General features: G+C 62.7%; 10 protein-coding genes. 2 read left to right on the top strand and 8 right to left on the bottom strand.

Annotation, left to right across the window (positions count from 1 at the left end; translation table 11 throughout):
* Nucleotides 1–774: a thiazole synthase gene (locus tag PZN02_RS27550; protein WP_280662115.1), complete on the top strand. Its 774-nt coding sequence runs from the start codon at nucleotides 1–3 to the stop codon at nucleotides 772–774.
* On the top strand, nucleotides 771–1376 hold the full coding sequence (locus PZN02_RS27545; RefSeq protein ID WP_280662114.1) for a thiamine phosphate synthase: 606 nt from the start codon (nucleotides 771–773) through the stop codon (nucleotides 1374–1376). Before PZN02_RS27550 ends, PZN02_RS27545 begins: the two co-directional genes overlap by 4 nt.
* A 118-nt stretch (nucleotides 1377–1494) precedes the next feature.
* On the opposite strand, the gene PZN02_RS27540 is transcribed toward PZN02_RS27545, so the two are convergent.
* The 8 genes from PZN02_RS27540 to melA (PZN02_RS27505) all read right to left on the bottom strand — a co-directional run bounded on the left by PZN02_RS27540 (nucleotide 1495) and on the right by melA (PZN02_RS27505) (nucleotide 12658).
* Complete coding sequence (locus tag PZN02_RS27540) at nucleotides 1495–1803, bottom strand: hypothetical protein (RefSeq protein WP_280662113.1); 309 nt, start codon at nucleotides 1801–1803, stop codon at nucleotides 1495–1497.
* 344 nt (nucleotides 1804–2147) lie between these two features.
* Entirely contained in the window at nucleotides 2148–3404 is a 1257-nt protein-coding gene (locus PZN02_RS27535) for an adenylate/guanylate cyclase domain-containing protein (RefSeq protein WP_425336318.1), read from the bottom strand.
* Between the two features lie 237 nt (nucleotides 3405–3641).
* Nucleotides 3642–5015, bottom strand: coding sequence for an alpha-glucosidase/alpha-galactosidase (gene melA / locus PZN02_RS27530; protein WP_280662112.1), 1374 nt, complete (start codon nucleotides 5013–5015; stop codon nucleotides 3642–3644).
* Between the two features lie 20 nt (nucleotides 5016–5035).
* Nucleotides 5036–6706, bottom strand: a complete 1671-nt coding sequence (locus PZN02_RS27525) for an ABC transporter ATP-binding protein (RefSeq protein ID WP_280662111.1) — start codon at nucleotides 6704–6706, stop codon at nucleotides 5036–5038.
* 11 nt (nucleotides 6707–6717) lie between these two features.
* On the bottom strand, nucleotides 6718–7857 hold the full coding sequence (locus PZN02_RS27520; protein ID WP_280662110.1) for an ABC transporter permease: 1140 nt from the start codon (nucleotides 7855–7857) through the stop codon (nucleotides 6718–6720).
* Nucleotides 7854–8867, bottom strand: a complete 1014-nt coding sequence (locus PZN02_RS27515; protein ID WP_280662109.1) for an ABC transporter permease — start codon at nucleotides 8865–8867, stop codon at nucleotides 7854–7856. Before PZN02_RS27515 ends, PZN02_RS27520 begins: the two co-directional genes overlap by 4 nt.
* Nucleotides 8868–8984: 117 nt before the next feature.
* Nucleotides 8985–11066, bottom strand: coding sequence for an ABC transporter substrate-binding protein (locus PZN02_RS27510; RefSeq protein WP_280662108.1), 2082 nt, complete (start codon nucleotides 11064–11066; stop codon nucleotides 8985–8987).
* Between the two features lie 125 nt (nucleotides 11067–11191).
* Nucleotides 11192–12658: an alpha-glucosidase/alpha-galactosidase gene (gene melA, locus PZN02_RS27505; RefSeq protein WP_280662107.1), complete on the bottom strand. Its 1467-nt coding sequence runs from the start codon at nucleotides 12656–12658 to the stop codon at nucleotides 11192–11194.
* Nucleotides 12659–12697: the final 39 nt, after the last annotated feature.

The following is a 12697-nucleotide window of genomic DNA, read 5'->3' as shown; positions in this document are numbered from 1 at the left end:
ATGCTGACACTGTACGGACAGGAACTTGGCTCGCGCATGCTGCTCGGCACGGCGCGCTACCCCTCCCCCGCCATCCTCGCCGATGCTGTCCGACAGGCGGGCACCGAGGTCGTCACCGTATCGCTCCGCCGTGAGACGGCCGGCGGCCGACAGGGCGGCGCTTTCTTCGAACTCATCCGCGAACTCGGCGCGCGCGTTCTGCCGAACACCGCCGGCTGCTACTCGGTGTCGGAGGCGGTGCTGACGGCGAAGATGGCGCGCGAGGTCTTCGGCACGAGCTGGATCAAGCTCGAGGTCATCGGCCATCACGATACGCTTCAGCCGGACGTCTTCGGGCTTGTCGAGGCGGCGCGCATCCTTGCCGGCGAAGGTTTCGAGGTCTTCCCCTATACGACCGACGATCTGGTCGTCGCCGAACGGCTGGTCGAGGCGGGCTGCAAGGTGCTGATGCCCTGGTGCGCACCGATCGGCAGCGCCATGGGGCCGCAGAACATCGCGGCGCTTCGAAGCATGCGCGCGCATTTTCCCGATGTGCCACTCATCGTCGACGCCGGCATCGGCCGGCCGTCGCATGCGACGACCGTGATGGAGCTCGGATACGACGCGGTGCTTCTCAACACCGCCGTTGCCGGCGCCGGCAATCCGGCGCTGATGGCCGCAGCCTTTGCCAAGGCGATCGAGGCAGGGCGTGCCGCCTTCGAAGCGGGCATGCTCGAACCGCGTGACATGGCCGTCCCCTCGACCCCCGTCATCGGAAAGGCAGTCTTCTCGTGAAGCTCGACCCGTTCTACCTCATCGTCGACAGCGCCGACTGGATCGAGCGCCTCGTGCCGCTCGGTGTGAAGCTGGTGCAGCTTCGGATCAAGGACCGCCCCGACTCGGAGATCAGGAGCGAGATCCGCCGCGCCGGAACAGTCTGCGCCGATCACGACTGCCAGATGATCGTCAACGACTATTGGCAAGTCGCGATCGAGGAAGGCTGCGATTTCGTTCATCTCGGTCAGGAGGATCTTGCCGCGGCCGATGTCGCGGCGATCCGCGCCGCCGGGCTGAAGCTCGGCCTCAGCACCCATGACGAGACGGAGCTCGAGACCGCGCTCGCCGCCAAGCCCGACTACGTGGCGCTCGGACCGATCTTCCCAACGATCCTCAAGAAGATGAAATGGGAGCCGCAGGGGCTTGCCCGCATTTCCGCCTGGCGCGAGCGCGTGCGGCCGCTTCCGCTGGTCGCGATCGGCGGGTTGAACACTGACCGGCTCGAAGGCGTCTTCGCCCACGGCGCAAACAGCGCTGCCGTCGTCACCGACATAACGCTGAATGCCGACCCGGAAGGCCGGACGCGGGAATGGATCGAAAAGACCGCGCGCTGGCGCTGAACCCGACTACTGCATGATCCCTTAGATCGGGATTGATTTAAGGACAAAATCCTGCAGCAATTCAAAGCGCTACAGCGACCTTTGCGCGTCCGATTGGACGCGCGGCGCTGTAAGGAGGTCACGCCGCGCGATCTGCGCCTTCGCTGGAAGTCAGCTGCGGATTCTGAGCGTAAACCAGTCCAGGCTGGACGATCCATTCCCCCGCCTGGAGCGACTGGACATCGAACCGGCCTCTCTCGTCGCGCGGCGCGACACCCACGAACCGATAACGAAGCCCGTCATTGTCGACGACGGTCTCGCGGATCGGGCGGCCGGCGAGATGGCCGATGACTCTTCCTTCGAACTGCACATTCGCCAGGATGAAATACTCGATTGGCAGATTTCGGCTGGTCTTCCAGGTGATCCTGAAGCCATTCTTGATCTTCATCGTCTCTTACTCACTGCTCGGCGGTCACGCCGCCGATACTCGTCTCCAGGTCGGGCCCGCTTGACGCAACAACTATGGAATTCTGAAGGCAACGCTGCGCGAAAACGGTGTCCCGTTCCATGTCACGCTGACCCGAAGTCGCATGGGAAATCGACACGGAACTCATGCCAAAAGACATAAGGAACGCATAAGTTCCCGGCGGGCCCTGTTCTGGTCACCATGCCTTTGCTTGCCTATTGGGTATTCCCAACCGTCGACCACGCCGCCACGCGCCATTCTGGCGCGCTGACAGTCCCCTGTAGCCATGGATCTACCGAGATAATTCTCGTTTAATCGGCCCCCTATTAGGAGCCTGCGGTCAAATCCGCCGACGCGGAATTGCCGGAAAACGCAAAGACATCGATCGGCTCGTCGAGCCCCCTTACCGAATGGGAGCCGAGATTTTCCAACTCGCCCTGGCATTTCGCCATTTCGACGAACGCCCTGGAGAGCAGAACCGGCCGCTTGATCACCTTTGTCAGGCTTTCGAGACGGGAAGCGATGTTCACCGCCGGCCCGATCACCGTGAAGTCGAGGCGCTTGCGCGAGCCGATGTTGCCATACATCACGTCGCCCACATGGACGCCGATGCCGTAGCCGAGCGGTTCATGGCCCTTTTTCAGGTTCTCCTCGTTCAGCCTGGCAAACGCCGCCTGTGCTTCGCCGATTGCGCTGAGAAGATTGTTGCAGGCCATGGGGTCGCTGAGCGGGAAAATCGCCAGAAGGCCATCGCCCATGAACTTGAGTATCTCGCCGCCGTGCCGCTCGATCGGCTCGCACATCGCGTCGAAATAGCCGTTCAACAGCTCGATCACGTCGTCCCGCGGCCACAGGTCGGACAGCTTCGTGAAGTCGCGAAGATCGCAGATCAGGATCGCGGCACCGACCGTCACTCCGCTGCCGCGCGTCGTTGCACCGGCCAGGATCTGTTCGCTCGCATGCGGCCCGACATAGGTCTCCAGCAGCGTCCGGGCGAAGCGGTTCTTCAGCCTGATCTCGCTGACGAGCGCCAGCGCTGGCAGGAGATCGGCGAAGACCGCCATGTCGTCCTCGCTGAAACCGCCCGGCCTGTCGCTTGCGAAGGTCACCGCATGCCGCTTGCCGAGCGTGTGCTCGAGCGGCCAGATGAAATAGTCTGTGAGACCGCTGGCGCTGAGCTCGTCATAAAGGGGGTATTGCGGACCGTCCGCCGCGGGGTCATCGAGGTGCCGCCGAACCTCTGCTGCTCCGTTGTTGAACTCGTGCAGCGGGCTGTTCAGATATTGCTCGGTGTCCTCGATGCCGTATTCATAGGTCTGGAGTTCCGCCTCCGACAGCCCTTTGCGCCAGAGAATGCGCGCGCCGATCCATTGCGGATGGTGAATTCGGAAATGAAGCGTCGCCCGCGCGACCGGCACGCCGGCCGCCACCAGCCGTTCGCACATTTCAACGAAGATGTTGTCGATGAAACGCTCGCCGCGCGTCTCGTTGATCAACCAGTCGAGGATTTTCCGGCTCCGCATCGGCCGGGTTTGGTCTTCGTGGCGTGCCTCGGCAAGGCTCGGATTCAATAGCGACTGCATTGCGACACTCCGTCATCGCCGACAGCGCCCTTGCGTCCTTTCGGACGCACGCAGGCCGCTGTGGCACTTTGAATCACTGCACGTCCTTAGCCTTAATCGACACCGATTTGAGCAAACATGCAGGATATACGTTCAGGTAATGTGGCGCACCGGCGCGCAATTTTTAAGAGGCCGCTCACGGAAAAGCCCCGGAACTGCCGTTCCGGGGCTTTCTTGCCGCCTGACCGGGAGAAAAAATCAGGCGGCCTGAACCTTTTTCGAAACACGCGCCCATTCGGGGATCCAATCGCGATGGGCGGCGAGCAGGTCGTCGACGAGCGACCAGATCTGGTCGAGGTCGAGTTCGGCGGCCGTATGCGGATCCATCATCGCGGCGTGATAGAGATGCTCGCGGTTCTCGGTGATAAGCGCCTGAACCGTCAGTTCCTGGACGTTGATGTTGGTGCGGATCAGCGCGGTGAGCTGCGGCGGCAGCGCACCGATATAAGTCGGCTGGATGCCCGACGCATCGACCAGGCACGGCACTTCCGCAGCGCAGTTCTCCGGCAGCGAGGTGATGCAGCCGCTGTTCCTGACGTTGCCGTAGATGACCGAAGGCTCGCCCGTCCAGACCGAGTTCATGATCGAGGAGGCGTATTCATGGCTTTCCGCCACCTCGATCGTCTCGGCTTCCTTATAGGCGGCCGCCTGCCCCTTCCATCGCTCGATCTGCTCGATGCAGCGCTTCGGATATTCGTCGAGCGGAATGCCGAACTTCTCGATGAGATCCGGACGCCCGTCCTTGATGAAATAGGGCGTGTACTCGGCGAAATGCTCGGAACTTTCGGTGACGAAGTAACCGAGCCGCGTCAGCATCTCATAGCGCACCTTGTTCGGGCAGCGCGGGTTCCAATGGCTGGGCTTCGGGAAACGGCCTTCGCGGTAGCCACGGATCAGATCCGGATAGAGGTCGCGATAGCTTCCGTTGTTCTGACGGTGCTCGAACTTCAGATAAAAGGCCATGTGGTTGATGCCGGCCGCACGGTAGCGGATTTCCTCGACAGGGATGTCGAGGTCGCGGGCAAGCTCGAAGGCCGTGCCCTGAACCGAATGGCAGAGGCCCACCTGCCGGATCGTCGGGTATTTCTCCGCGATCGCCCAGGTGTTGATCGCCATCGGGTTGACGTATTGCAGCAGGATCGCTTCGGGGCAGGCCTCCAGCATATCCTCGCAGATCTTCCAGAGATGCGGCACGGTGCGTAAGCCCCGCATGATGCCGCCGACGCCGAGCGTGTCGGCGATCGTCTGGCGCAGACCGTATTTCTTCGGCACTTCGAAGTCGGTGACCGTGCAGGGCTCGTAACCGCCGATCTGGAAGGCGACGACGACGAAATCCGCCCCTTCCAGCGCCTTCAGCTGATTCGAGTGCGTTTCGATCTTTGCCTTGACGCCGAGCGTGCGCACGAGCTTGCCGGCGACGATCTCGCTTTCGGCGAGACGTTCGGGGTTCACGTCCATCAGCGCGATGGTGGCGGCAGAAAGCGCCGGGCGCTGCAAGACGTCGCCGATGATGTTCTTCATGAAGACGGTGGAGCCGGCGCCGATGAAGGTGATCTTGGGTTGCCTGGTCATGGATACCTCTGTTTTGAAGGTCATGCGGCTACATCGAAGGCGGCCCTGACGAGCCGTTCGGTGTAGGCGGTCTTGGGATTGGAAAGGATTTCGCTCACCGGCCCCTCTTCGACGATCTTGCCGTGCTGCATCACCACCACGCGGTGGCAGAGCGCGCGCACGACCTTAAGATCATGGGAGATGAAGAGGTAGCTCAGGCCCCGCTCGTCCTGGAGCTTGCGCAAGAGCTCGATGATCTGCGCCTGCACCGAAAGGTCGAGCGCCGAGGTCGGCTCGTCGAGCAGGATGAACTCCGGCTCGAGCGCAATGGCGCGGGCGATTGCTATGCGCTGGCGCTGGCCGCCGGAAAACTCGTGCGGAAAGCGCGACAGGATGTTGGCCGGCATGCCGGCGCTGACGAGCGCGTCCTCGACGCGCGCCAACCGGTCCTGGCGGTTCTCGCCGATGCCGTTGACGACCAGGCCTTCCTCAATGATCTGGCCCACCGACATGCGCGGGTTGAGCGAGGCGAACGGGTCCTGGAAGACGACCTGGATCCGCGAGCGAAGCGGCCGCATCGCCTTGCGGTCCTTGCCGTGGATCGGCTGACCGTCGAAGTAGATCTCGCCGCCGTCGGTGTTGATGAGCCGGATCAGCGCCTGGCCGAAAGTGGTCTTGCCGGAGCCGGACTCGCCGACGAGGCCGAGCGTTTCGTGCCGCCGCAGGTGAAGGTTCAAGCTGTCGACGGCGACGAGTTCCTTCAGCTCCGGTTTGAAGAAGCCGCCCTTCTTCAGCATGAAGGAAACCCTGACGTCCCGGCCGTCGAGCATGATCGGCGCATTGTCCGGCAGCGAATTGGCCGCGCCCGAGGGTTCGGAGGCCAGCAGCCGGCGCGTATAGGCGTGAAGCGGGTTGGCGAAGAGTGCAGCCGTCGTGTTGTGTTCCTTCACCTCGCCGTATTGCATCACGTAGACATAGTCCGAGAACTGCCGGACGACCGTCAGGTCGTGGGTGATCAGGATCACGGCCATGCCGAGTTCCTTTTGCAGCTTGCGGATCAGATTCAAAATCTGCGCCTGCACGGTGACGTCGAGCGCCGTCGTCGGTTCGTCGGCGATCAGTACGTCCGGGTCGTTGGCGAGCGCCATGGCGATCATCACCCGCTGCCGCTGGCCGCCGGAAAGCTGATGCGGATACTGGTTGAGCCGCGCCTCCGGATCCGGTATCTGCACGTGGCGCAGGAGTTCCAGCGCCCGTTCGTTCGCCGCGCGACGGCTCATCCGCCGATGGGCGCGGATTGCCTCGACGATCTGGCTGCCGATCGTATAGACGGGATTGAGCGAACTCATCGGCTCCTGGAAGATCATCGAGATCCGATCGCCGCGCAGCGCCCGGCGCTGCTTCTTCGAAAACTTCAAGACGTCGCGGCCGTCATATTCGATGCGCGCCTGCGGAGCGATCGTCGCACGCTTGGACAAAAGCCCCATGACAGTCCGCGCCGTCACCGACTTGCCGGAGCCGGACTCGCCGACGATCGCGACCGTCTCACCGCGGTAGAGCTGGAAGGAAACGTCCTTTACCGCTTCGACGGTTCCATGCTCGACCTTGAAGGTGACCGCCACCTTGCGTGCGTCGATGACCGGCCGCGTATCCTTGGTATGGCGGTCGCGCCTTTCTTCAGGAGCCGGGGCAATAGTTTCTGTCGTCTCCATCGGCGTGCTCCTCAATAGGGGTCGATTGCGTCGCGCAGGCCGTCACCAAGCGCGTTGAAGGCGAAGACGGTGACGAGCACGAAGGCGACGGGCGAGAGAATCCAGGGATAGGACCCGATCGCCGAGTAATTCGCCGTATCCTGCAACATCAGCCCCCAAGAAATGAGCGGCGGTTTCACCGCGAATCCGAGGAAGCCGAGGAAGGATTCGAGCAGCACGACCTGCGGGATCGACAGCGTCACCGCAACGATGACGTGGCTCATCACATTCGGGAAGATGTGCTGGAAAATGATGCGCCGGTCCGTCGCGCCGATCGCGATCGCTGCACGGACATAGTCGATCCGGGCCAGCGCCAGCGTCTTGCCACGGACCTCGCGCGACATCTGCGCCCAGCCGAGCGCCGACATCACGATGATGACGAAGGCGAGGAACACGCTGGTCGGCGCCGTCACCGGGATCAGCGAGGCGAGCGCCAGATAGAGCGGCAGTTGCGGAAAGGCGAGCACGAGCTCGACGAAGCGCTGCACCCAAGCATCGAAGCGGCCGCCGAAATAGCCGGACACCATACCGACGGTCGTGCCGACCACGGTGACGATGAAGACGACGATGAGCGCGATCATCAGCGAGATGCGCGAGCCATGGAGGATGCGGGAGAGCACGTCGCGGCCGAACTTGTCGGTGCCGAGGAAATGGACTGCCGTTCCATCAACAGCGCCGAAAAGGTGCCGCTCCGCTGGGATCAGGCCCAGCAGCCGGTAGGGCGCACCCTTGACGAAGAAGCCGAGGATCTGCGGATTGTCGTAATCCGGGCCGACCACCGGCTGGAAGGTGATCGGGTCGAGTTCCTCCGTTTCGCGCACCGGATAGCTGCGCGGCGGGAAGACGAAATTGCCGTCCTTGTCGTAAAAGCTGACCGCCTGCGGTGGTACGAAGCCGACCCCGGTCGCCTTCGGGTCGACGGGCGACAGGAAATCGGCGAAGAGCGCCATCAGGACCAGCAAGCTGACGAGGATCAGGCCGAGAAGGCCGGTCCAAGACCGTTTGAGACGCCGCCAGACGAGAGCCGAATAGCTTTCATTGTGGTGCTTTTCCTTCGGTTGCTCCTTCGGCTGCGTGGCAACCGGAATGGTGCTTTGCGCTTCCATGGTCATGCGTAAGCCCCCCCTCCCATGCGAACCCTCGGATCGAGGGCGGCAAGCAGCAGGTCGGCGATGATGTTGCCGACGATCAGGGTTGCCGACAGGACGAGCATGAAGGTCGCGGTCACATAGACGTCGCCTACCCACATGGAGCCGACGATCGCCGGGCCGACGGTCGGCAGCGCGAAGATGATCGCCGTTTCGATCTCGCCGGTCAGCATGTAGGGAAGCACGACACCCTGGTACATGATCAGCGGATGCAGCGCGTTGGGGACGGCGTGCCGCATGACCACCGCGCCTTCGCTGAGCCCCTTGGCGCGCGCCGTCTCGACATATTGCGCGTTCAGCGTGTCGAGCAGATTGCCGCGCATGACGCGCATATTGTAGGCGAGGCCGCCGAAGGTGGCGATCGCGACGACCGGCCAGACATGCTTCACCAGATCGACGAACTTGTCCCACGACCAGGGCGCGCCGCCGTAGCGGGCGGAATGGAAGCTGTTGATCTCGCTGACATTGAAATGGAAGACGAGGACATAGACGATGATCAGCGCCATCAGGAAGCGCGGCACCGTCATGCCGAGAAACGACACGGTCGAAAGCAGGCTATCGACCCAGGAATATTGCCGCGTCGCGGCAAGGACGCCGAAGGATATGCCGATGACCGATGCCAGAAGGTGGCACACCAGCGCCAACGCCAGGGTTCGTGGCAGGCGCTCGCCGACGACGTCGGCAACCGGCTTGTTGTAATAGAGGCTGTGGCCGAAATCGCCGCGCGTGATAATCCCGGTCATCCAGTTGACGTATTGGATCGGCAGCGGCTTATCGAGGCCGTGCTCCTTGCTATAGGCCTTTGCCTGCGCGTCGGCTTCCTCGAAGGAGGCTCCGCCCTGATTGATGAGCTGCGAGCGGATGTAGTCGCTGTAGTCGCCGGGCGGCGCCTGGATGATGGCAAAGGTCGCCACGCTGAGCACAAGCAGTACCGGAATGGCAGAGGCGATGCGGACAAGCAGAAACCTGAACATGCCGTTTCCTTCTGTCGTTCTTCGCGCGGGACGCCGGTGTTTCCGGCCTCCCGGGCGCATTGAGAGGACGCTCACCCTTCCGGCTTCACTACGGAAGCCGGAAGGGTGGTTCGGGGCTCAGTTGCTCGGGCCGCTATCGCCGGGCTTGCCGGGAAGCTGCTGCGGATAAAGCTCGTAATCGCCCTGCTTGTCGGCCGCGACGAAGACCCGCTCGCGGATGATCGTATCTTCGGCCCAGTTGAACATGAAGATCGGTGCACCGGTCGGAATGTTCGAGAAGCGCTTGTTGATGATCAGCGCACCCGGGTATTCCGTCAGACCGACCGTATCGACATTGGTCGTCGCGGTCTTCTGATACTGCTTCATCAGCGCCGCCCGCTCGTCATTGTCGTTGCTGGCGATGAACTTGTTGACGAGATCGACGAGTTCCTGCTCGTAGGGCATCAGATCGACGGCGCCGCTTTCAGGAGCCCGGTGGTGCCAGCTGGTGCGAGGACCGGTCGGCGCAAGCTGCGTCGTGTTCTGCACCACCGACGTCAACTCCTGGTCGTTGCGGCGGATGAGCCAGTCGAACTTGCCGGCATATTGCGTCGCGTCGCGCTTGGTGCCGTCGACGGCATTGATAACGACCTTGAGGCCGAGCTGCTCCATCTGGCCGATCAGGCCCTCGGCGAGGTTGCGGTCGGTACCGTAGTCGGAGTTGACGAGCATGACGATTTGCACATCCCCACCGCCGGCGGTTCCTTCGGGGAAGTTGACGAAGCCGTTGCCGTCCGTGTCCTTGAGCCCGGCCTTTTCGAGCAGCGCCTTGGCGCCGTCGAGGTCGAAGGGATAGTAGATCGTCGACTGGCGGTCGTAGAAGCTCGTGCCGGAGGAAAGTCCGCCCGGATAGATCGCCGTGAACGGCCCCTTGACCAGAGCTTCGCCGAGCCTCTTGCGGTCGATCGCCATGGTGACGGCCTTGCGGAAGTCGAGATTGCGGTTGAGCTCGCGCACCGCCTGGGCCCGCGCATCCGGTTCGCCCCAGCCATTGGCCGAGAAGTTCATGCGCAGATTGTAGCCGATGACACGGGGACCGAAGGCGAGCCGCGCAGGCGCCGCTTCATCGGCCGCACGTTTCAGCGACTCGACGAAATTCTCCGGTTGTTCCAGGTTCGAGAAATCGCCCGAACCGGCAATCGCCTGCACGTCGCGGTCGGCCCAGGTCGACAGCTTGTAGTGTAGCTCGTTGAGGTAAGGCAGCTGGTTGCCGGCTTCATCCACCTTCCAGTAGTAGGGATTGCGGCGCAGCACGATGATGTCGTCCGCCCGGTAGGCGACCGGAACCCAGGCGCCCATCACCGGAATATTCAGGTATTCCGCCGGAAAGCCGTTCTTGTACTGGTCATAGGTCGTGCCGGCGTATTTCGGATGCTTGGTCTTCAGGATATGCGACGGACCGGGGCAGAAGGTGCCGTAGGCCATGGCATAGAGATGCTGGCGCGGAAAAGCCTCCTTGAAGGTCCATTCGACCGTGTATTTGTCGATCTGCTTGAGCGTGGTTCCAACACCGAAGGTCTCGGGAGTCGCGCCGTTCAGCGGCGAAACGTTGGGATCGACGACGTTGTCGTTCCAGTAGAACATCACGTCCTCCGCGTCGAAGGGATCGCCATCCGACCACTTCGCGCCCTCGACAAGATGCATGGTGAGCTTGTGGCCGTCCTCGGACCACTCCCAACTTCTCGCAAGGTTCGGCAGGGGCTCCACGTCGGCAGCTTCGACCTGGTAGAGCGGTGCCGTGCGCGTCAGGCACTCGGACATGCCGATGTCGATGCCGCCCCAGCCCTGAGTCTGGCCGGCGCTGTAGTTCCAGCCTTCCGGCCGGCCGCCGATGACGTGGCGGAGTACGTCGCCATAAACGCCGACGCCGTCGGGCATGTTGCCGGTCTTGAAGACCATCGGCTCCTTCGGCAGCCGCTCGGCAACCGGCGGCAGCTTGCCGGCCTTGACGAATTTCTCCGTGACCCAGTCCGGCTCGTGATATTCCGGCAGCGCCTTGAATTCGATAAGCGCGTCGCGCGGCACATAGGTGATCTTGCCCTGCGCCGGAAACGGCGGCTGCTCGGGCACGACAGTCGGCTCGGATGCGACGGCCTGCACGGCAAATGCGGATATGCCGACCAGCAGGGCGGTCGTTGTTTTCAGTCGGTACGTTTTCATTGCCTCTGGTTCTCCCTCCACTGATCGCCACGCCGGGACGGGTGGCGCTCCTCCTAACTCTCACCGGCGGCGAACGCCGGGCGGCTGCCGCGTCTCCTCACGCAGATGCCGGACGCGACCGCCGATCAGCCGGCGGCGCGCATCGCTTCCTTCTCCTGACGGATCTCCTCGATCGAACGCACCTCGCGGCGCGCCGCACCCTTCCAGTCGCGGGTCTTGACGGTCGCGCGGGCGAGTCTTTCCTTCGCCGCATCAATCGCGTGGGCGTATTGCGGCAGCCATTCGGCCTGGGCAACCACCATCTCGTCGACCATCTGCCACACCTCCTCCGGCGTGCAGATGGCGCCGACCAGCGGATCGTGCAGCACCGCGAGCTTCAGAAGCTCAATGTCGCCGGAAATCGCCGCATGGACGGACATGCGCTGGACATTGATCGACGAGATGCAGGTCGCCGCGCAAGCCTCCGGCAGCGTGATGCCCGAAACCATGTTGATGCCGAAGCGATCGACGAAGCCGGGCGATTCGATGATCGCATCCGCCGGCAGGTTGGTGATGACGCCGTTGTTCTTGACGTTGAAGTGACCGCGATAGACCCGGCCCGTCTCGAGCGCTTCGAGGATATGGCTCGCATGCTCGTTCGAACGTTTCGCCGGATCGATCGGCTTGCCGGCAGCCGCCAGGAGCTGCGGATACTCCGTTTCGAACCAGTTGCGGGTCTCGGTCGAATAACGCAGATAACCGCCTGTCTCGCCATGGATCCAGTCCGACATGTCGATCCATTTGGTGATCTCGTCCGGACGCTTGCGGTACCAGGGCAGATATTCGGAGAGATGACCGTTGCTTTCCGTCGAATAGACGCCGAAACGCTTCAGCACGTCGATCCGCAGCTTTTCCTGCTTCGAGAAGACCGGATGGGCCTCGAAAGCGGCGACGAGCTCGTCCTTGCCCACCTTGCGGCCGTTGAGGCGCACGTCGATGAACCAGGTCTGATGGTTGATGCCCGAGCAGATATAGTCGAGCTCGCCCTCCTTGGCACCAAGGATCTCGGCAATCTGTTCGGCCCCGTGCTGGACGCCGTGGCATAGGCCGACCGTGTCGACCTTGCCGTATTCGATCGCGGCCCAGGTGTTCATCGCCATCGGGTTGGCATAGTTCAGGAATTTGGCGCCCGGCTCGGCCACCTCGCGGATATCCTTGCAGAAGTCGAGGATGACAGGAATGTTGCGCTGGCCGTAGAGAATACCGCCGGCGCAGATGGTATCGCCGACGCACTGGTCGACGCCGTATTTCAGCGGAATGCGAATGTCGTCGGCATAGGCGCCGAGCCCGCCCACCCGAACGCAGCTGATGATGTAGCGCGCGCCCTCGAGCGCCTTGCGGCGATCGGTGGTGGCGGTCACCCGCGTCGGCAGGCTGTTCGCCTCGACGATCCGGTCGAGGATCGTCTTGATCATGCCGAGGTTGTGTTCGCTGAGATCGGTCAGCGCGAATTCGACGTCCTGGAGCTCCGGCACGGAAAGAATGTCGGTGAAAAGCTTCTTCGTGAAGCCGATGCTGCCGGCACCGATAATGGCGATCTTGAAGCGGCTCATGGTCGTCTCGTTCCTCCTCGTCCTGCGGCATTCGCGCTA

The sequence above is a fragment of the Sinorhizobium garamanticum genome (assembly GCF_029892065.1).
In the GTDB taxonomy this organism is placed as follows: domain Bacteria; phylum Pseudomonadota; class Alphaproteobacteria; order Rhizobiales; family Rhizobiaceae; genus Sinorhizobium; species Sinorhizobium garamanticum.
This window is presented reverse-complemented; position numbering and strand designations above follow the sequence as displayed.

Coding starts and splice junctions, on each gene's coding strand:
- PZN02_RS27550 (WP_280662115.1), top strand. CDS start 1: ATGCTGACACTGTACGGACAGGAACTTGGCTCGCGCATGCTGCTCGGC.
- PZN02_RS27540 (WP_280662113.1), bottom strand. CDS start 1,803: ATGAAGATCAAGAATGGCTTCAGGATCACCTGGAAGACCAGCCGAAAT.
- PZN02_RS27535 (WP_425336318.1), bottom strand. CDS start 3,404: ATGCAGTCGCTATTGAATCCGAGCCTTGCCGAGGCACGCCACGAAGAC.
- melA (WP_280662112.1), bottom strand. CDS start 5,015: ATGACCAGGCAACCCAAGATCACCTTCATCGGCGCCGGCTCCACCGTC.
- PZN02_RS27525 (WP_280662111.1), bottom strand. CDS start 6,706: ATGGAGACGACAGAAACTATTGCCCCGGCTCCTGAAGAAAGGCGCGAC.
- PZN02_RS27520 (WP_280662110.1), bottom strand. CDS start 7,857: ATGACCATGGAAGCGCAAAGCACCATTCCGGTTGCCACGCAGCCGAAG.
- PZN02_RS27515 (WP_280662109.1), bottom strand. CDS start 8,867: ATGTTCAGGTTTCTGCTTGTCCGCATCGCCTCTGCCATTCCGGTACTG.
- PZN02_RS27510 (WP_280662108.1), bottom strand. CDS start 11,066: ATGAAAACGTACCGACTGAAAACAACGACCGCCCTGCTGGTCGGCATA.
- melA (WP_280662107.1), bottom strand. CDS start 12,658: ATGAGCCGCTTCAAGATCGCCATTATCGGTGCCGGCAGCATCGGCTTC.